This is a genomic window from Mycetocola sp. JXN-3, assembly GCF_014522285.1.
GTDB classification, from domain to species: Bacteria; Actinomycetota; Actinomycetes; order Actinomycetales; family Microbacteriaceae; genus Mycetocola; species Mycetocola saprophilus.
This window is the reverse complement of record NZ_CP041635.1, coordinates 1,738,773-1,758,559: the sequence shown is the minus strand read 5'-3', so window position 1 is coordinate 1,758,559 and position 19,787 is coordinate 1,738,773. Positions and strand designations below refer to the sequence as shown.

15 protein-coding genes are annotated in these 19,787 nt (G+C 66.1%); 3 read left to right on the top strand and 12 right to left on the bottom strand.

The annotated features are described in order from the left end of the window. Positions 1–36: 36 nt before the first annotated feature. The 5 genes from dxs to dut all read right to left on the bottom strand — a co-directional run bounded on the left by dxs (position 37) and on the right by dut (position 7,061). Positions 37–1,995 carry a 1-deoxy-D-xylulose-5-phosphate synthase gene (gene dxs / locus C7C57_RS08085; RefSeq protein ID WP_187976044.1) on the bottom strand — a complete coding sequence of 653 codons (1,959 nt, stop codon included), beginning with the start codon at positions 1,993–1,995 and terminating at the stop codon, positions 37–39. Between the two features lie 175 nt (positions 1,996–2,170). Then, entirely contained in the window at positions 2,171–4,921 is a 2,751-nt protein-coding gene (acnA, locus tag C7C57_RS08080; RefSeq protein WP_030143575.1) for an aconitate hydratase AcnA, read from the bottom strand. Positions 4,922–5,184: 263 nt separating this feature from the next. After that, the gene (locus C7C57_RS08075; protein ID WP_187976042.1) at positions 5,185–5,928 is read right to left on the bottom strand and encodes a DUF3159 domain-containing protein; all 744 of its coding nucleotides are present in this window, start codon (positions 5,926–5,928) and stop codon (positions 5,185–5,187) included. Between the two features lie 3 nt (positions 5,929–5,931). After that, entirely contained in the window at positions 5,932–6,606 is a 675-nt protein-coding gene (locus tag C7C57_RS08070; protein WP_187976041.1) for a DUF3710 domain-containing protein, read from the bottom strand. Continuing rightward, entirely contained in the window at positions 6,603–7,061 is a 459-nt protein-coding gene (gene dut, locus C7C57_RS08065) for a dUTP diphosphatase (protein ID WP_030143578.1), read from the bottom strand. Before dut ends, C7C57_RS08070 begins: the two co-directional genes overlap by 4 nt. A 37-nt stretch (positions 7,062–7,098) precedes the next feature. Between dut and C7C57_RS08060 the strand changes: the two genes are divergently transcribed. Beyond that, positions 7,099–7,557: a DUF3093 domain-containing protein gene (locus tag C7C57_RS08060; protein ID WP_187976040.1), complete on the top strand. Its 459-nt coding sequence runs from the start codon at positions 7,099–7,101 to the stop codon at positions 7,555–7,557. Between the two features lie 182 nt (positions 7,558–7,739). On the opposite strand, the gene C7C57_RS08055 is transcribed toward C7C57_RS08060, so the two are convergent. Further along, positions 7,740–8,033 carry a DUF4193 domain-containing protein gene (locus tag C7C57_RS08055; RefSeq protein WP_030143580.1) on the bottom strand — a complete coding sequence of 98 codons (294 nt, stop codon included), beginning with the start codon at positions 8,031–8,033 and terminating at the stop codon, positions 7,740–7,742. Positions 8,034–8,234: 201 nt separating this feature from the next. Here C7C57_RS08055 and sepH point away from each other — a divergent pair, with 201 nt between their 5' ends. Further along, positions 8,235–9,455 carry a septation protein SepH gene (gene sepH / locus C7C57_RS08050; protein ID WP_187976039.1) on the top strand — a complete coding sequence of 407 codons (1,221 nt, stop codon included), beginning with the start codon at positions 8,235–8,237 and terminating at the stop codon, positions 9,453–9,455. 168 nt (positions 9,456–9,623) lie between these two features. On the opposite strand, the gene C7C57_RS08045 is transcribed toward sepH, so the two are convergent. The 5 genes from C7C57_RS08045 to C7C57_RS08025 all read right to left on the bottom strand — a co-directional run bounded on the left by C7C57_RS08045 (position 9,624) and on the right by C7C57_RS08025 (position 15,457). Then, entirely contained in the window at positions 9,624–10,634 is a 1,011-nt protein-coding gene (locus C7C57_RS08045) for a LacI family DNA-binding transcriptional regulator (RefSeq protein WP_187976038.1), read from the bottom strand. A 15-nt stretch (positions 10,635–10,649) separates the two neighbouring features. Beyond that, positions 10,650–12,131 carry a GH1 family beta-glucosidase gene (locus C7C57_RS08040; RefSeq protein ID WP_187976037.1) on the bottom strand — a complete coding sequence of 494 codons (1,482 nt, stop codon included), beginning with the start codon at positions 12,129–12,131 and terminating at the stop codon, positions 10,650–10,652. 25 nt (positions 12,132–12,156) lie between these two features. Next, positions 12,157–13,041: a carbohydrate ABC transporter permease gene (locus tag C7C57_RS08035; protein WP_187976036.1), complete on the bottom strand. Its 885-nt coding sequence runs from the start codon at positions 13,039–13,041 to the stop codon at positions 12,157–12,159. Continuing rightward, positions 13,038–14,111: a carbohydrate ABC transporter permease gene (locus C7C57_RS08030; RefSeq protein WP_187978321.1), complete on the bottom strand. Its 1,074-nt coding sequence runs from the start codon at positions 14,109–14,111 to the stop codon at positions 13,038–13,040. Before C7C57_RS08030 ends, C7C57_RS08035 begins: the two co-directional genes overlap by 4 nt. 71 nt (positions 14,112–14,182) lie before the next feature. After that, the gene (locus C7C57_RS08025; protein ID WP_187976035.1) at positions 14,183–15,457 is read right to left on the bottom strand and encodes an ABC transporter substrate-binding protein; all 1,275 of its coding nucleotides are present in this window, start codon (positions 15,455–15,457) and stop codon (positions 14,183–14,185) included. 482 nt (positions 15,458–15,939) lie between these two features. On the opposite strand from C7C57_RS08025, the gene C7C57_RS08020 reads away from it, so the two are divergent. Then, positions 15,940–18,420, top strand: coding sequence for an adenylyl cyclase (locus C7C57_RS08020; protein WP_187976034.1), 2,481 nt, complete (start codon positions 15,940–15,942; stop codon positions 18,418–18,420). Between the two features lie 193 nt (positions 18,421–18,613). On the opposite strand, the gene C7C57_RS08015 is transcribed toward C7C57_RS08020, so the two are convergent. Beyond that, positions 18,614–19,786 (bottom strand): alkaline phosphatase family protein, encoded by a 1,173-nt coding sequence (locus C7C57_RS08015; protein ID WP_187976033.1) that lies wholly within the window; start codon positions 19,784–19,786, stop codon positions 18,614–18,616. Position 19,787: the final 1 nt, after the last annotated feature.

Below are 19,787 nucleotides of genomic sequence, written 5' to 3'. Positions count from 1 at the left end.
ATCCCGCACCGGTCCGGCCCACCCGGAACCGGAGAACTACTGCTTGCCGGTGACCGCTCCGAAGCCGGGGCTCGTGGCTGGGTGCGGGTCCTCGCCGTCCGGGCGGGCGACGGGGATGCGGCTGCCGAGTACCTGGGCGACCACGTCGCGGGCGATCTGCTGGCCGGTGAGGCCGGCGTCGGTGAGGATCTGCTCACGCGAGGCGTGGTCGATGAACAGGTCGGGCAGGCCCAGCTCGTCCACCGCGGTGTCCACTCCGGCCTCACGCAGGCGCTGACGGATGCGGGTACCGATGCCGCCCACCCGCACGCCATCCTCGAGCGTGATCACCAGGCGGTGGCGACGGGCCAACTCCACCACGTCTTCGTTCACCGGGACGACCCAGCGCGGGTCCACCACGGTTGCCCCGATGCCCTGCGCCCGCAGACGCTCGGCCACATCCAGCGCGATGGTCGCCATCGGGCCCACGGCGACGATCAAGACGTCCTCGCGCTCGCCCTCGGCCAGGACATCCACCCCGCCGTCGGTGCGGCGCAGTGCGGCGATCTCCTCGGGGGCCGACCCCTTGGGGAAGCGGATCACGGTCGGCGCATCATCCACGGCGATGGCCTCGGCCAGCTCCTCACGCACACGAATCGCGTCACGCGGGGCGGCGATGCGGATGCCCGGGACAACCTGCAGGATCGAGAGATCCCACATGCCGTGGTGCGAGGGGCCGTCGGGGCCGGTCACTCCGGCGCGGTCAAGCACAAACGTGACGCCGGCCTTGTGCAGGGCCACATCCATCAGGATCTGATCGAAGGCACGGTTGACGAAGGTCGCGTACATCGCCACCACCGGGTGCAGGCCCGCATACGCGAGGCCGGCCGCGGAGGTCACCGCGTGCTGCTCGGCGATGCCCACATCGTGGACCCGGGTGGGGAAGCGCTCGGCAAAGGCGTGCAGTCCGGTGGGACGCAGCATCGCGGCGGTGATCGCCACCACCTTCTTATTGCGGGTTCCCTCGGCCAGCAGCGCATCGCTGAACACGCCGGTCCAGCTCTGCTGCGAGCTGGTGCTCAGCGCGCGACCGGTGGCCGGATCGATCTTGCCCACCGCGTGGAACTGATCGTCCTGGTCGTCGCGGGCGGGCTGATAACCGCGGCCCTTCTCGGTGATCGCGTGCACGATGACCGGGGCACCGTAGTTCTTGGCCTGGGTCAGCGCCTCCTCCATCGCGTGGAGGTCGTGTCCATCGATCGGGCCGATGTACTTAATGTCGAGGTTCGAGTAGAGGGCCTCGTTGTTGCTGGCGCGGGAGAGGAACCCGTGGGTGCCACCGCGGACACCGCGGTAGAGGGCGCGGCCGGGAGCACCCAGCTTGGCGAAAAACTGCTCGCTGCTGCGTCGCAGCGAACGGTAGGACTTCCGGGTGCGGACGTCATTGAGGTAGCGTGCCATGCCGCCGATGGTCGGCGCGTAGGAGCGGCCGTTATCGTTGACCACGATGACCATGCGACGCGCGTTGTCGTCGGTCATGTTGTTGAGGGCTTCCCAGGTCATGCCGCCGGTCAGCGAGCCGTCGCCGACCACCGCGACGACCGCGCGATCGGACTGTCCGGTCATCGCAAAACCGCGGGAGATGCCGTCGGCCCAGCTCAGCGAGCTGGAGGCGTGCGAGGATTCCACGATGTCGTGGTCGGACTCGCCGCGCTGCGGATATCCGGCCAATCCCCCGCGCTCGCGCAGGTGACTGAAATCCTGGCGGCCGGTCAGTAGCTTGTGTACGTAGGACTGGTGTCCGGTATCAAACACGATGGGATCGTTCGGAGAGTCAAAGACCCGGTGAATCGCCAGGGTCAGCTCGACCACCCCGAGGTTCGGTCCCAGGTGTCCCCCGGTGAGCGCGACCTTGTTGATCAGGAACTCGCGGATTTCCAGGGCGAGGACCTTGAGCTGCGACTCGGTCAGACCATCCAGGTCACGGGGGGATGAAATCTTCTCAAGAATCGACATGGGTACTCCTTCGCTGTCTGCCTGCGCGGGGGCGCGGACTCGTGGATCGGACAGCGTCCGAGGCACAGGGATAGTTTAGGTGATTCGGGCACGAATTGGGTGTGAGCCGCGCGCCCGGAAAACCAAAGCTGGCCCCGGAAGTTTCCTTCCGGGGCCGGACTCTCGGGGTTATCGGCTAGCCAACGAGGCTGCGCAGCACGTACTGCAGGATGCCACCGTTGCGGTAGTAGTCGGCCTCACCGGGGGTGTCGATCCGGACCACGGCGTCAAACTCGACCACGGCCTTGCCCGGAGCGGAGAACTCACTCGGCACGGCGGTGACGCGGACGGTCTTCGGGGTGGTGCCGTTGTTGAGCTCCTCGATACCGGCGATCGAGACGATCTCGGTACCGTCGAGGCCCAGCGACTCGGCGGTCTCGCCGGCCGGGAACTGCAGCGGAACCACACCCATACCGATCAGGTTCGAACGGTGGATCCGCTCGAAGCTCTCGGTGATGACGGCCTTCACGCCGAGCAGCGAGGTGCCCTTGGCGGCCCAGTCGCGGCTGGATCCCGAACCGTACTCCTTGCCACCGAAGATCACCAGCGGGGTGCCGGCGGCCTGGTAGTTCTGCGAGGCGTCGTAGATGAAGGACTGCGGGCCACCCTCCTGCGTGAAGTCGCGGGTGTAGCCACCCTCGACGTCGTTCAGCAGCTGGTTGCGCAGGCGGATGTTCGCGAAGGTACCGCGAATCATGACCTCGTGGTTTCCACGACGCGAACCGTAGGAGTTGAAGTTTCCACGCGAGACGCCGTGCTCGGTCAGGTAGCGACCGGCCGGGGTGTCGGCCTTGATGGCACCGGCGGGGCTGATGTGGTCGGTGGTGACCGAGTCGCCCAGCTTAGCCAGCACGCGGGCGCCCACGATGTCGGAAACCGGGGTGGTCTCCATGGTCATGCCCTCGAAGTACGGGGGGCGACGCACGTAGGTGGACTCATCGTCCCACTCGAAGGTTGCGCCATCCGGGGTGGGCAGCGAACGCCAGCGCTCGTCACCCTCGAAGACGCTCGAGTACTGCTTGTCGAACATCGCGGTGTCGATCGACTCGTCGATGACCTTCTGGACCTCCTCGGCGGCGGGCCAGATGTCCTTGAGGAACACCGGGTTGCCGTTGAGGTCGTCGCCCAGGGAGTCGTTTTCGAAGTCGAAGCTCATCGAACCGGCCAGCGCGTAGGCGATGACCAGCGGCGGGGAGGCCAGGTAGTTCATCTTCACGTCGGGGTTGATGCGACCCTCGAAGTTACGGTTACCCGAGAGCACGGCGGTGACCGCGAGGTCGTTCTGGTTGACGCCGGCCGAGATCTCCTCGAGCAGCGGACCGGAGTTACCGATGCAGGTGGTGCAGCCGTAGCCGACCAGGTAGAAGCCGAGGTCCTCGAGGGACTCGGTCAGACCAGCCTTGTCGTAGTAGTCGGTGACAACCTTCGAGCCCGGGGCCAGGGTGGTCTTGACCCACGGCTTGGCCTTGAGGCCCAGCTTGCTGGCGTTGCGGGCCAGGAGCCCGGCGGCCATCATGACCGAGGGGTTCGAGGTGTTGGTGCACGAGGTGATCGCGGCAATCGCGACGGCGCCGTGATCGATCGTGAAGGACTCACCATCGGCGAGGGTCACGGTGGTCGGCTTGGACGCGGCGGCCGGGGCCGGGCTGGTCAGCGCGGTGGCGAGCAGCTCGTCAGTATCCACAGCAGAAGCGGAGGCGTACACGGGCAGGTCGTTCTCGAACTGCGACTTGGCTGCCGAGAGCTCGATGCGGTCCTGGGGACGCTTCGGGCCGGCGATCGAGGGCACCACGGTGGCCAGGTCGAGCTCCATGTACTCGGAGTACACGGGCTCGTGGTCGGCGTTGTGCCACAGACCCTGGATCTTCGAGTAGGCCTCGACCAGGGCAACCTGCTCCTCGCTGCGACCGGTAAGGCGCAGGTAGTCGAGGGTCACGTCGTCGATCGGGAAGACCGCGGCGGTCGAGCCGAACTCGGGGCTCATGTTACCGATGGTCGCGCGGTTCGCCAGCGGAACCTGGGCCACCGAGGGACCGTAGAACTCCACGAACTTGCCCACGACACCCTGCTTGCGCAGCATCTCGGTGATGGTGAGCACCACGTCGGTGGCGGTCACGCCGGCGGGGATCGCGCCGTTGAGCTTGAAACCGACCACCTTGGGGATCAGCATCGACACGGGCTGGCCGAGCATCGCGGCCTCGGCCTCGATGCCACCAACGCCCCAGCCGAGCACACCCAGGCCGTTGACCATGGTGGTGTGCGAGTCGGTACCCACGCAGGAGTCTGGGTAGGCCTGGAGGGCACCGCCGACCTCGCGGGTCATGGTGACGCGGGCCAGGTGCTCGATGTTGACCTGGTGCACGATTCCGGTGCCCGGGGGCACCACCTTGAAGTCATTGAACGCGGTCTGGCCCCAGCGCAGGAACTGGTAGCGCTCACCGTTGCGCTCGTACTCGATCTCCACGTTGCGCTCGAAGGCGTCGGACTGACCGAAGAGGTCGGCGATGACGGAGTGGTCGATGACCATCTCGGCCGGTGCCAGCGGGTTGATCTTGGTGGGGTCGCCGCCGAGGGCGGAGACGGCCTCGCGCATGGTGGCGAGGTCCACGATGCAGGGAACACCGGTGAAGTCCTGCATGACCACGCGGGCCGGGCTGAACTGGATCTCGGTGTTGGGCTCCTCGGTAGGGTTCCACGAACCGAGGGCTTCGATCTGGGCCTTGGTGACGTTGGCACCATCTTCGGTGCGCAGCAGGTTCTCCAGGAGGACCTTCAGACCAAACGGGAGCTTCTCATGTCCCGGGACGGTGTCGAGGCGGAAAATCTGGTAGTCGGTTCCCCCGACGGTCAGATTCTGCTTCGCACCAAAGCTATTGACGGTAGACACTACGCGTTCTCCTCTGGCTAGACAGGCGCGCCCGCACCTGCGTTCAAGGACCCTCCTCCCCTGCCGCAACAGCGGGGAACTCGGTGCCTTGGTTCGCATGTTCGCTACGTCGCGACTAAGGCTGTCCTTATTTATCTTGATGTCGAGATAATTCTATCAGTATTCCGACGCGGTGTCGCTCACATCCGTGCGTGGCGTGTGGGTAAACGACCGCGACCCCCGCCCGTTTCCGGGAGGGGGTCGCAGAGGTGTTCACGAGTGTTCTAGGAACGTTTATCCGCCGTTTCGCCGCGGCGATATACCGAGCGGACGATCAGCCAGGTCAGCACCAGGACCGGCGCGTAGAGCGGCAGGCCCATCGCGATCCGGGTCAGGCCCAGTGCGGCGACGTTTCCGGAGAAGTAGAAGGGCAGCTGGACCGCGAGCCGGGCCACAAACATGCCCACCCAGGCCAGGGTCAGCCAGGTGAACACGCGGCGCTTAAAGCGGTCGTGACGCCAGGCCACGCCGTCGCCCATCAGGTATCCGGCCAGCACGCCGATCAGCGGCCAGCGGACGGCGATCGAGATCAGCAGACCCAGTGCGTATCCGGAGTTCACGTAGAACCCGAGCACGAAGTTGTCCTCGGCTCGGCCGGTGGTGAGAGCCAGGACGGCCGAGGCCACCACACCCACCAGGCCACCAATTGCGGCGGTGACCGAGGACTTACCGATGAGTCGCGCCAGGGTTGCCACCACGGCGATCCCCACCGCCAGACCCGCGGCCCAGGGCAGGCTCTGGGTCAGCGTGAACACGATGACAAAGAGCAGACCCGGAACGACGGCCTCGATGATGCCGCGGACGCCGCCGATCGCCCCCAGCAGGGCGGTACCGGTATTACTGCCACCGGAGGCCAGCGCGCCCAGCGAGGAGCGCGCGGCTACCTGGGCGAGGGTCTCGCTCAGCTTGGGAGAGATCTCCTCGCCGTCCGCGGATTCCGGCGGGGTGGTCGAGTCGGGCGTGGTCATGCCCTACTCGGTTCCCGGGGCCACCGGCATCTTCAGCGCGAGCAGGTCGCGCGGAGGCATCGGGGTGTTGCCGCGGACAACCACGACGCTCCGGAACAGGTCATCGATGGCTTCAATGGCCTCGGTGTTGCCCTCCTCGGCACCCGCACCGGCGACCACGCCGCGCAGGAACCAGCGGGGGCCGTCCACGCCGATAAACCGGGCCGCGCGAGCGCCGCCGGGGTTCTCGGTGGTGACCTCACCGGGCAGGGTGGCAAACAGTTCCGGACCGAGCACGGTCTCAACCTCGCGCACCTTGCCACCCTGGCCGTTGATGCCCACGGTGATCTGCTCGCGGGTTTCGTGCCAGAGGCCCGAGCTGCGCGGGGCGGCAAAGGCCTGCACCTGCAGGGTCGAACCGGCATAGTCGAGGCCCACGGCGATGATGCGCTGGGTGGATTCCTCCACCTCGAGGCGGAGGTTCAGTCCCTCACGCGGGAGGATCTTGACGCCGCCCAGGTCGATATAGGGGCGAACCGGGTTCGCCTCGCTCTCGTCATAGGGGCCACCCTCCACGCGGTCGGCCGGGGCCGACTTGGCGTCGATGGGCTCGGCGACGCTTTCGGCGGCGGTGTCCTCTGCATCCACAACGTCCACCGCGTCGGTGGCGGGGGCGGTGCTGTTCTTTTTCCTAATCATGCCTGTGCTCCTGTCTGAGGACGACCATACCCGGTCGAACCGAATCCTGTCTCACCGCGTTCGCTTTCAGGTAACACATCTACCGGAATGAAGCGTGCCTGGGTGACCGGCATGATGATGATCTGCGCGATCCGATCCCCCACCGCAATCTCATACGGGGTCGAGGAATCGGTGTTCAGCAGGATGACCTTGATCTCGCCGCGATAGCCGGCGTCGATGGTGCCCGGGGAGTTCACCACGGTGATCCCGTGCTTGGCGGCCAGGCCGCTGCGCGGAACCACAAACGCGGCATGCCCATCGGGCAGCGCGATCGAGACACCGGTCCCCACCAGGGCACGCTGGCCCGGGGCGAGGGTGACCGCCTCGGCGGCCATCAGGTCGGCACCCGCATCGCCCGCTTGCGCATAGCGCGGGGCTTCTCGGGCGATAATAGGGATATCAACACTTTCGGTCACAGATCGAGGGTAATGCACATCGATGAATGATTGAGACATGACCCAGTATCACGAACGACTTTTCCCCTCCGCCATGGTGTTTGTGGCCACCGCCCTGGTGATCCCCGCGAGCATTCTGGTGTTCTTCCCGATCTCCCTCACCGTGGGATACGTGGTGGCCGCGGTGCTGTATCTGGGCTCGGTGGTCCTGTTTTTGACGATGGCCCCCACGGTCTCGATCACCGACGGGATCCTGCGCGCCGGCCGCGCCTGCATCCCGGTCACCGAGCTGGGCACCCCCGAGGCATTCACCGGTGAGGCCGCGCGTGCCGAGCGTGGCGTGAACCTGCACGCCCGCGCGTACCTCCTGCTCAACGCCTGGGCGCAGCAGGCGGTCAAGGTTCCGGTCATCGATGAACAGGACCCGACCCCGTACTGGCTGATCTCCACCCGTCGCGCCGGCGAGCTCGCGGGTGCCATCGAGGCGGCCCGTCGGGAACAGCTCGAATCCCACTAGGGTTCGCCCCCGACACGGCGGGTGTTCGCCCGTCGCGAAACCGACGATCGACCCGCCCTCCTCGCGTCATCCCGCCCGGTTGCGGACCGCGTGCCCACCCGTACCCGGGTCGCGGTGCCGGGCACACAAAAGGCCCTCACGATTTTCATCGTGAGGGCCTTTTGACACTGTGTTGCCAGAGCCTAGGCGGCGCACTCCACACAAACCGGGCCGAGCTTGGTCTCGTGGTCGATCTGGGAGCGGAACTTCACCAGGAAGCAGCTCACACAGGTGAATTCGTCTGCCTGCGGGGGCAGAACGACCACGTCGAGGTCGAGGTCCGAGAGGTCGGCACCGGGCAGCTCAAAGCCACCGGGGTTGTCCGCGTCCTCGTCACCAACGGCACCCGAGAGTTTGTCCGGCACGCGCTCCTTAAGCGCTTCGATCGATTCGGAATCGTCGTCGCTTTTGCGAGGTGCGTCGTAATCCGTTGCCATGTTTTTCCACTTCTCTTCGCCTTTACCGATCTGAATCGGCGGCCATAGTTTGCAACAATCCGCGCTCAATAGCAAACCGAGCGACGTTTTTTCCCAGCGTTTTGTCGGGAACACACGCCGCGCCCGCGCGATTACGCGATTCACCCGGCATTCATGGCACCATTGTTCACAGGATTTATGACGCCGAAAGAGGCAGGGCACATGCAGGAATTGAAGGTTGTTGGCATCGAGGATGGGGCCCTCATCGCTGCTGCGGAAAATGGGGACCGCTTCAAACTGGAAATCGATGAGGTGCTGCAGTCGCAGCTTCGTCGGATGAAGTCGCCGCTCGCGGCGACCCCGAAGATTAGGCCGCGCGAGGTTCAGGCACACATCCGTGCCGGGCTCTCGGCCGAGGAGATCGCCGAACTGACCGGTGCCGACGCCGACTACGTGCGCCGCTTCGAGGGCCCGATCCTGGCCGAGCGTGAACACATGGTGGCCGCGGCCCTCAGCGTGCCCGTGGTCGCCGCCTCGGTGCCGGGAACCGAGGAGGGTGAGGCCAACTTCGGTTCGGCCATCCGCGCCCGCCTGGAATCCCTCGAGGCCGAGGGTGAGCGCTGGACCAGCTGGAAGGACGAAGAGGAGGGCTGGATCGTGAAGCTGTCCTTCACCGCCGCCCGGGTTGAGCACGACGCCCGCTGGACCTTCGATCCCAAGCGCCATGTCCTGAGCCCGCACAACAGCGAGGCCGTGACCCTGTCCAAGCAGGGCGAGATTGCCGCCCCCCTGATCCCCCGCCTGCGCGCCGTGGAACCCACCGTGGATCCCAGCGAGGCCCGGTTCAGCACCGATGCCTTCGAAACCGGAGTCATCGCCCCGATCACCCCGGCGGCCCCCACCGAGGGCGCAGCCGAGTCCGTGGCCAGCCTGATGGGCCAGCGCCGGGTTGAGCCCGCCCACGCGGTAGAGTCGCACCGCCGCGGACCCAATGCCGCCGCCGATGCCGCGATCAACCGTGCCGAGGATCGTGGTGACGAGGGCAACCAGCACACGGCCGACCTGCTGCAGGCGCTGCGCAAGCGCCGCGGTGAGCGCGAGAACCGAGCCGAGCGCGAGTCGCGCCTGGAACACGACCAGCGTCAGGTGGAGCCCGCCGCAGATGCCGACACCGGCTTTGGACTGCGCCCGGTGGATGTGCCGCTGGAGAACTTCGAAACCCTGACCGGCGAGGTCCCGGTTCAGTCGGCGGACCGGCCCGCCGACGCCCCGCTGGCACCGGCGGCGGCCCCGAGCGCGGTGACCCCGAACATCGAGCACGAACCGGCCTCGCCCACCTCGCAGGTGGATAACTCGACCGGCGCGATCCGCAACCGTCGCGGCCGCAAGGCGATGCCCTCCTGGGATGAGATCGTCTTCGGCGCACGCACCGAAGAAGACTAGGTACCCACACCACAAACGGGCGGCCACGTGAAAACGTGGCCGCCCGTCTGTGGTTGAGAACGCGACGGTTTGGTGCGCCGTGGCCCGGGCACCGTGGTTTTGCGTGCCGTGATGAGCGAGCCAAGGTGAGTGCGCCGTGGTGAGCGCACCGTGGTGCGTGCGCTTCGGCTAGGCCGATTCGCGAATGATCAGCTCGGCCGACACGATGGTTTCAACCTCGGGAGACTCCCCCGCCAGGATCTCCAGCAGACGCTGGGCGATCAGCTCGCCCTGCAGCCCCGAGGGCTGACGCACGGTGGTGAGGGCCGGGCTCACCTCGGTGGCCACCGAGGAGTCGTCGAATCCCACCAGGGGAAGATCCTCGGGCACCATGATGCCCGCGGCGGTCAGCGTGCGCAGGGCCCCGCGAGCCATCAGGTCGCTGGCGACAAAGAGTCCGTCGATTCCGCCGCGCCGCAGGAGTCGTTCCATCGCCAGCTCGCCGCTGTGCTCGGAGAAGTCGCCGAGTTCCACCAGCGTGTCGGGCAGGTTCGCGGCGCGCAGGGCGTCCTGGAATCCGGTGAGGCGATCTCGGCCCGCGGGCATGTCCTGCGGACCGGTGATCGTGGCAATACGCCGCGACCCTCGCTCGATCAGGTACCGGGTGGCCATGCGCGCACCCTCGGCGTTATCGATGTCCACAAAGTAGTCCCCCACGGTGCCGCGCATGCGGTTGGGGCGCCCGCCAAACACCACGGGAAGGGCGTCCGCGATGCGGTCCACGAAGCGGTCCCGCGCGTGGTGGGAGATCACGATCGCCCCATCCACGTTGCCCCCGCGCAGGTAGGCGGTGGTTTTATCGCCGTCGTCATCGGTGGCGATAAAGATGTTGAGCACATAGTCGGACTGGCTGAGCCGGCGGTGCACCCCGGAAACCACGGTGGCAAAGAAGGGATCACCAAAAAAGCGGCTGGTGTCCTCGGGAACCACCAGTGCGATGGCCTTGGTCTGGCGCCGAACCAGGCTGCGGGCAGCCTGGTTCGGCACATAGGAGAGCTCGGCGATCGCGCGTTCCACGGCCTCGCGGGCCGCCGGACTCACCGCCTGGGCGCCGTTCACGACGCGGGAGACCGTGGAGCGGGAAACGCCAGACAGCGCGGCGACCGCCTCGAGTGTGACCGGGGGTTGTGCGGGGCCCACTCGGCGCCTCCTTGACTAGTGCGTGTGCAGGTACAGCGGCACACCCGTGTACGTCGGAATGGACAGGGTCCGGTTCCGAATGATCCGATGATACTCCATGGCACTGTCCTTGAGCGTGCGCTGCTGGGTGTCGTAATCCACCCGCACGATACCGAAACGCTTTCGGTATCCCCAGGCCCACTCATAGTTGTCCATCAGCGACCAGTAGAAGTATCCGCGCACGTCCACCCCGGCCTCGGCGGCGTCGAGCACCGCGCCCAGATGCGACCGCAGGAACGCGGTCCGCTCGACGTCGTGCACACGCTGCTGGCCGTCCTCGATCGCCACCTCATCATCGTAGGCGGCACCGTTTTCGGTCACATACAGCGCCGTGTTTGTGGGTCTTGCGTACTCCTCCCACACCCGGGTGAGCACGCGGGTCAGCCCCTCGGGCTGAACCTCCCAGCCCTGTCCGGTGCGGGCCAGGCCACGCTCATGCGGGTGGATATCGGCCGGGGCCGGCCAGGGGGCACGAATCGCACGGTCGGTGGGGGCCTCAAGCTCGATCGGCGGGACGGCCGGAGCGGTGCCCGACACAAACTCCCCCTGGTAGTAGTTCACGCCCAGCGTGTTGATCGGGGTCGAGATCACCGCCAGGTCTCCCTCGTGTACCGCCGCCTCCAGGCGCTTCAGGGCCAGCGGCTCCTCGGTGCGGATATTGGCCAGGATGTCGGCCGGGTACACACCCCGGAACACCGGATCCAGGAACCAGCGGTTGAACTGACCGTCGAGCTTGCGGGCCGCGTTGCGGTCGCCCTCGGCGTGCGGATCTACCGGGTCGGCCACGGTCAGGTTGAGCGTGATCCCCAGGTTGAGCGATTCGTCGCGGGCGCGCAGCTCGCGCACCACCTGTCCGTGTCCGAGCAGCAGGTGGTGCGCGGCGAGCAGTCCCTCACCCGTGTCCTGGTGGCCGGGGGCGTGTGCTCCGGCGATGTGGCTGAGGAAGGAGGAACACCAGGGCTCGTTCAGGGTCGCCCAGTTGGTGACCCGATCCCCCAGCGCATCGTGCACCGAGAGCGCGTACTCGGTGAACAGGTCGACGGATTCGCGCACGGTCCATCCGCCACGCTCCTGGAGGGCCTGCGGCATGTCCCAGTGATACAGGGTCAGCCAGGGCATGATGCCGGCCTCCAGGAGCTCGTCCACCAGGCGACTGTAGAAGTCGATCCCTGCCGGGTTCACCGCTCCCGCATCCGGCCGCACCCGCGACCAGGAGGTGGAGAAGCGGTAGGACTCCAGCCCCAGCTCCCTCATCAGCGCCACATCCTCGCGGTAGCGGTGATAGTGATCGCAGGCCACATCGCCGTTATCGGCGTTAATGACGGCACCCGGCACCCGGGCGAACTCATCCCAGATCGACGCTGTGCGCCCATCCTCGAAGGCGGCACCCTCGATCTGGTATGCGGCCGTGGCCGCGCCAAAAACGAAGTCCCGTGGGAAGGAGCGTGGTGATGACATGGTGATCTCTTTCTTGAGAAACGAACTAACCCTTGACCGCTCCTGCCATGATCCCACTCACCAGCTGCTTGCCGGTGAAGACAAACAGGACAAGCAGCGGAATCGTGGACAGCAGCACCCCGGCCAGCACGATCGAGTAGTCCACAAAGTGGTTCGACTGCAGCAGCGAGAGGGCCACCGGAAGGGTGGGGTTTTGACGATCCAGCACGATAAACGGCCAGAAGAAATTGTTCCAGGAGGAAATGAAGGTGAACAGCGCCAGCATCGCCGCCGCCGGACGGGCGGCCGGCAGCCCCACGGTCAGGAAGGTACGGAACGAGCTGGCACCGTCGACCCGCGCGGCCTCCAGGAGCTCGTCGGGCACGGCCTGGCGCAGATACTGGGTCATCCAGAACACCCCGAACGCGCTGGTCAGCGCGGGGACGATGATCGCCCCGATGGTGCCGGTCCAGCCCAGGTCCGAGAACAGGATGTACAGCGGAACCACGCCGAGCTGGGTCGGCACGGCCATGGTCGCGATCACAAAGATCAGCAGCACATTGCCGCCGCGGAACTTGAGCTTGGCAAAGGCCCAGCCGGCCAGCGTGGAGAAGAACACCACCGAGAGCGCGATCAGCGCCGAGCTATAGAAGGAGTTCCAGAGGGCCAGCCAGAAGTTCACCGCCGGATCATTGATCACCGTGAGGGCGTTGTCGATGAAGTTTCCGCCGGGAATCCAGGAGGGGTTACGAATGGTCTGAGCATCCCCCGAACCGATCAGGAACGACCACCAGAACGGGAACAGACTCCCGGCGATCATCGCGCCGAGCACGCCGTAGACGATCCAGCCGGGACGGGAGCCGCGCACGGTCCGGCGGCGCGGTGCCGGAGCCGGGGTGGCGGTGGACGGCGACATCGTGGGTGCGCTCATCGCGATACCTCCTGAGAATTCGAACTGGGGGCAACCGCGGCGGACATGGCGGCCCGGTCGCGTGCGGCGATACGGCGCTCGCGCCGGGTGGGCGGACGGTGCCCACCCTCGTCCCGAACCAGGTTGCGGGTGACAAACAGGTTGATCACGCCGATCAGCAGGATGATGATGAACAGGATCCAAGCCAGCGCCGCGGCCCGGCCGAAGTTCCACTCTCCCCAGCCGGTGTTGTACAGGTAGAGCGAGATGGTCAGCCACTGACTGTTGGGACCGCCGGTGCCGGGCCTGTCGTACATGCGCGGCTCGTCGAAGATCTGCAGGCCACCGATGGTCGAGGTGATGATCACAAAGATCAGCGTGGGCTTGAGGCTCGGCAGGGTGATCGAGAAGAACTGCCTGATCGGGCCGGCCCCATCCACGGTGGCCGCCTCGTAGTAGTCTCGCGAGACCGCCTGCATCGCGGCCAACAGAATCAAGATGTTGTAACCGGTCCAGCGGAAGTTCACCATCGTGGCGATGGCGACGTGGCTGAAGAAGGCGTTGGAGTGCCAGGGAATCGGCTCCAGGCCGATCGTCTGGATCAGGGTGTTGATGATGCCGTAGCGGTCACCAAACATGTTGCTGAAAATCAGGGCGACGGCCACCGGGGCCATCACGTAGGGCACCAGCACACCCATCCGCCAGAAGGTCTTGGCACGGATGTTTTTGTCCAGCAGTGAGGCGATGAACACGGCCACGATCAGCTGCGGAACGCTGGAGAGCAGGAAAATGCTGAACGTGTTGCGCAGGGCCAGCCAGAACTTGGGCTGGCCGAGAACGTAGGCATACTGCTCAAGCCCGATGAACTCGCCGGTGCCGCGCACCAGGTCCCACTCCATGAAGGAGATGACCGCGGTGAAGGCGATCGGGAAGAGTCCCACGACCGCAAACAGGATGAAGAACGGGGAGATGTAGAGATAGGGGGAAAGCTTAAGATCCCAGCGGGACAGGCTGCCGCCGAAACCCACGCGGCGGGCGGCGCGGGGGCGGGATCGGGCGCCGCCGGGCGCGGTGGTGGAAGAGGACACGATGCTCCTAGACAGAACGTTTGACGGGGAAAGAGGGTGGGGCGGCGATACCGCCGCCCCACCCGGGTGCCTCGTTACTTAATGGCCTTGACCTCGGATACCCACTGCTTCCAGGAGGTATCCGCGTCCTGCGTGCCCTCCTCGACGCGGGTGAGCGCCTTCTGCATCGCATCGTTGATCTGGAAGTACTTCTCGCCCTTGAACGGCGACACGGTGACCGCCTGTGCGCGCTCGGAGAAGATCGACCCGATCGGGGCATTGTTGAAGTACTCGTTGGTGGCTTCGAGCAGGGTCGCGTTGGTGAGCGCCTCGTTCTGGCTGGGGAAGTTGCCCGAGTTGCTAAAGGCCTTGATCTGCTGCTCGGGGGCGGTCAGCCAGTCGGCGAGCTCCTGAGCGGCCTCGACGTTCTTGCCCTTGGCGGGGACGGTCAGGTAGGAACCGCCCCAGTTTCCGCCGCCGCCGGGGAAGACATTGGCGATGTCCCAGCCGGTCACGTTCTTGGCGTTTCCCTCGATGACACCGAGCATCCATCCCGGGCACAGCATGGTGGCGAAGGCGCCGTCGGCGAGTCCGGCATTCCAGTCATCGGACCACTGGCCGAGCTTTGCCGACTGGGTCTTGCTGGCCGCGAGTACCTCGTCGTAGATCTTGCGGACGTCGGGGTTCTCGGTCGCGGTGACGTCACCGGTCTTGGGGTTCTCATAGGCCGCCTCGACCTGGTTGATCATGCCCTGGTAGGTGCCGCCGGCGGAGTCGAAGAAGGGCTTGCCGGTCTTGGTGGTGTACTCGTTACCCACCTCGAAGTACTTGTCCCAACCGCCGGTCAGCAGCGCGGTCACCTCGGCGCGGTCGGTGGGCAGGCCCGCCTCGGCGAACAGGTCGCCGCGGTAGCAGATGGCCTCGGGGCCGATGTCGGTGCCGTATCCGATCAGGTTCTTGTCGGAGTCGGTCGCGGCGTTGACCTTCCAGTCCAGCCAGCGATCATGCAGCTTCTCGGGTACCGGGGCCAGCATGTCCGAGTACTTCATGACCTCGGGCAGCCAGTCCACCTCGATGGCCTCGATGTCGGCCAGGCCGGACTTGCCGAGCTTCTGGAAGTAGTTGGCGCGGGCATCGTTGCTGGTCGCCGCCCGGTTGTGGACCACCGTGACGTTCGGGTGGGCGTCGCTGTACTCCTTGAGCAGCGCATCGGTGTAGCCGAAGTCGTTAAACGTGGCCACGGTCAGGGTAATCTTGCCGTTCCCCGATCCGGCCTCGCCGCCGTCGCTCGCGCAGCCGGCCAGGACCAGTGCGGCCGCGGATACCAGCGCAACGGCGCCCGCGCTTTTTCGGAAAGCACTCTTGTTCACAATCACTCCTTCGTGGTGGTGGGGTGAGCGTCATCGCTCGAGATTGGGACGCTGTGAGAGCGCTCCCAATCGGTGCCCCGATCCTATGAGAGCGCTCCCAAATAAGTCAACTCGGGGTGCACGCCCGTCTCGGTTTCGGATGGCTTTCGTCACTCCGCGTGAGTCCTTTTTGACCACATATTCGGCTCAAAAAGTAGCCGTCTCGTCGCGACTCTCGGCACCGACAGTCGACCGTCACGCTCCCCTGTTTTCTCTAAATCAGGCAGTATGTAAACTCGGATGAATATGCGGAAATAGCCCGATATTCCGCGTAATCTCGGGGGTTTTGAGTGGCCGGGAAATTTACTTGTTGACAGGTAAGTAAGTAAATGGCTAGCCTGCACCTGTCGACGCCGATGTCGATGAAACGCCCCTCACATTTGTTCAAGGGAGAACACATGCGATCGAAATTATTGCGTGAAAAAAATGGGCCAAATTTAGCCGTGTCGGCCGCCGCGATTCTCGCGTTGGCCGCGGCCGGAACGATCGTCACGGCACCCGCCGCGCACGGTGCCGATCCGCTCTTTGGCCCCAACGTCACGATCTTTGACGAAAACTGGAGTGTGGACGCGATCAACTCCGCACTTCAGGCCGCCTCCCACGAGGGAGAATTCAGCCTCAAGCGCCACCAGTTCTTCTTCGCCCCCGGCACCTACGGCGTGAACAACAACGCCGACAACCCCCTGGCCGCGACCAACATCATCAACTCGGAACTCGGCTACTACCAGTCGGTTTCCGGACTCGGGGCCTCCCCCGACGATGTGCTCATCAACGGTGCCATTCACGTGGAGCCCGAGCGTGTGTGCGAGGCGAACCCCTGGGACTGCCAGCAGCCGGGCTCGCTCACCAAGTTTTGGCGGTCGATGAGCAACCTGGCGTTCAACCCGATTCAGCAGCCGGTCGGCGTGGATGCGACCCGCCCCTTCCCCAGCGGAATCACGGCCCCGCACCAGATGCGCTTTGCGGTCTCGCAGGCGGCACCGCTCCGACGCATTCACATCAAGGGTGACCTGACGGTGTTTGGCCGCGTGGGCGAGTATGCCAGCGGCGGCTACCTTGCCGACAGCAAGGTCGACGGCCAGATCGTTACCGGATCCCAGCAGCAGTGGTTCACCCGAAACTCCGAGGTGGGAACCTGGGAGGGTGGTGTCTGGAACAACGTGTTCTCCGGCGTGCAGAACGCCCCGGCCACCGACTTCGGCCAGCCCCGCGCCGGCGGCGTCGGCGTGACCACCAACGTCGACAAGACCCCGGTTTCCCGCGAGATTCCGTTCCTGTACAAGGACGGCAACGACTTTAAGGTCTTTGTCCCCAAGGCCCACACCAACTCCACCGGCGCCAACTGGTCCACCGATGCCTCGGCCGGGCAGTCCCTGCCGATTGGCGACTTCTACATCGCCAAGGCCGGCGACACCGCCGCCTCCATCAACGCGGCCCTTGCCTCCGGTAAGAACCTTCTGCTGACCCCCGAGGTGTACTACCTGAACGCCCCGATCAAGGTCACCCGGGCCAACACCGTGGTGCTGGGTCTCGGCTACGCATCGCTGGTGCCCAACAACGGCACCGCGGCCATCGAGATTGCCGACGTCCCCGGCGTCAAGCTCGCGGGAATCACCGTGGATGCACACACCAAGAACTCCGATGTGCTGGTTCAGGTGGGCCCCCGGGGTGCCACCGCCGCCGAGGTGGCGAACCCCACCACCCTGTCCGATGTGTTCATCCGCGTGGGTGGCCCCTGGGCCGGCAACGCGACCACCTCGATCGAGGTAAACACCCCGAACACCCTCCTCGATCACATCTGGGCCTGGCGCGCCGACCACGGCGACGGCGTCGACTGGCACACCAACGTGGGCGACCACGGCGTGGTGGTCAATGCGGACAACGTGACCGCGACCGGTCTGTTTGTGGAGCACTACGGCAAGAACCAGGTGATCTGGAACGGCAACAACGGCCGCACCATCTTCTACCAGAGTGAACTCCCCTACGACCCGCCCACCCAGGCCGACTACATGGACGGCACCCGGCTGGGATACTCCTCCTACCGTGTGGCCGACACCGTGACCAGTCACCTGGCCCAGGGCATGGGTGTGTACTCGTTCTTCGATGACACCCGCAACAACGGCAACCACGTGTACGCCGAGAGTGGTGTTCAGGCGCCGCAGAACGCCAACGTGCGCTTCGAGTCGCTGACCTCGGTGTTCCTCAACGGTACCGGCGGCATCAACCACGTCATCAACGGCACCGGTGCCCAGGTCAAGGGTGGCTCCCCCGCCACCATGACCGCGCAGGTGGTGTCCTACCCCGGCGTGGATAGCAGCGCGCCGACCGTCTCGATCACCGCAGACCCCGCGGCGCCGGGCCCCAACGGCTTCTACACCAAGAAGGTCACCCTCACGGTGACGGCCTCGGATGACTTCCTCCCGGCACCCCGGGTGGAGTACCGCTTCCTGCCCGCCGGAAACGTCTCAACCGAACCGGCCGCCCGGGTCGAGACGGTGGCCCTGGCCGCCGCCGTCCCGACCGAGGACGCCGCGCAGGATGAGGTCGCGGCCGAGGACGACGCCGAGTGGATCCGCGCCGAGGGACCGATCGTCCTCGGTGATGGTGAGCACAGCGTCGAGGTGCGCGCGGTGGATGCCGCCGGAAACGTCTCGGCCAGCGCCAGCTGGTCCGGGAAGGTTCGGGTTGCGGTGGATGCCGAGACTCCGGATCCCGGAAACCCCTCGGCCACCCCGACTCCGGTCGCCCCGGGTGACGGCGGTGCCGCAACGCCCGGCGTGATCGCCGCCCCGGGCGCCCAGCCGGGTGGCGGTCTCCCTCAGACCGGTGCCGCCGGTCAGGCGGGTGCGATCATCGCCCTGCTGCTGGTGGCCGCCGGCATCGCCCTCGGTGCCGTGCGTCGAGCGCGGGCTCAGCGAGGCTAACGCCACGGACTTTCCTGGATTCCCGGGGCGTAGGCTCCGGGAATCCAGGAAATCTTCCGGCTCGGGATCGGAACCCGCTCAGCGAGGTTCCGACCCCGAGCACCGTTCCCCGAGCATCGTTGGCTCGCAGGGCGGTGCCTGCGAAGGCAGGCTTGCGCCGCCAGGGCGATCGGGGCGAGAGACCGCGTGGCCGCTAGCTTCGGCCCGGCGGGGCCCAGGCACCGAGGGTGATCCACGGCACCAGCACCTCATCCTCGGTGAGGGACCCGTGCTGGCCCACCATGCGGCGGGAGCTCTGATCCGCCGGACGGGAATCGTAGTATGCGATCCGCTTCCGCGCGGCCACCAAAATGTCACCGATCCGCGGAGCCACGGTGGGGTTCACGGCTCCGAACAGGCCCGCCGCGATCGCCTCGTCCCGGGAGAGTACCCAGGCGCGCTCCCCCTCGCTCTCGCGCCAGGCTCCGAGGGTTGCCGCGCGCTGCTCGGGGGAAACCCCGACGTCAAAGTAGAGGTGTCGCATTCGAGGCTCCCCGCCGATCAGTCCGATCCCGGCCACCAGATCGGGATCCTGATCAAAGAGGACGTGGGCATAGTCGGGCACATCCACGATGCCGTGGTCGGCGCTCAGCGCGATCCCCACGCCGGCCCCCACGCGTGCATGCAGCTTGCGCACCTCGGCGTCGAGGTCTTCGAGCGCAGCCAGCCAGCGATCATCGGCCACGCCGAATCGGTGGGCAATCTGGTCGAGCTCGGGCACGTAGAGATACACCAGCGCGCCGGGGGTTTCGGCGAGTTTGGCCGCCTGCTCGAAGCGCTCGGCAATGCGGTCCGCGGGGACATAGGTGGCCCCGCGCAAGATCGCCCGGGTCATGCCGCTGGTGGCATACTTCCCGGTGCCCACGGCGAAGGGACGCAGGCCCAGCCGATTCGCCTGCTCAAACAGGGGTTCGCGCAGCTGCCAAGTTTCGGGAACCATCCGATCGTCCCAGCCGGTCAGGCCGTTGACGATGCGATCGTTCTCGGCATCACGCATTTCATACCCAACCACGCCGTGTTCCCCGGGCCAGGCACCGGTCATGATCGCGGTCAGGCTGGCCGCGGTGGTGCTGGGGAACACCGACTGCAGGGTGGGGAACTTCCGCGCGGTGAGGAAGCGGGCGTAGGGCTTGGCCTCGCGCAGCTGCTGCGCCCCCAGTCCGTCCACCACGATCAGGATGGCCGACTGCGCCGAAGTGAGGGTTTCTCCGGGCATCGTTGCGGGCGCCGGGAGGCCCGTTTCGGGGCGCAGGGCGGCGACGAGATTCGGCAGGATATCGGCTTGGCTGCGGGAAACGTCGGTGCGTGTCGGTAACATTGAAGGCATC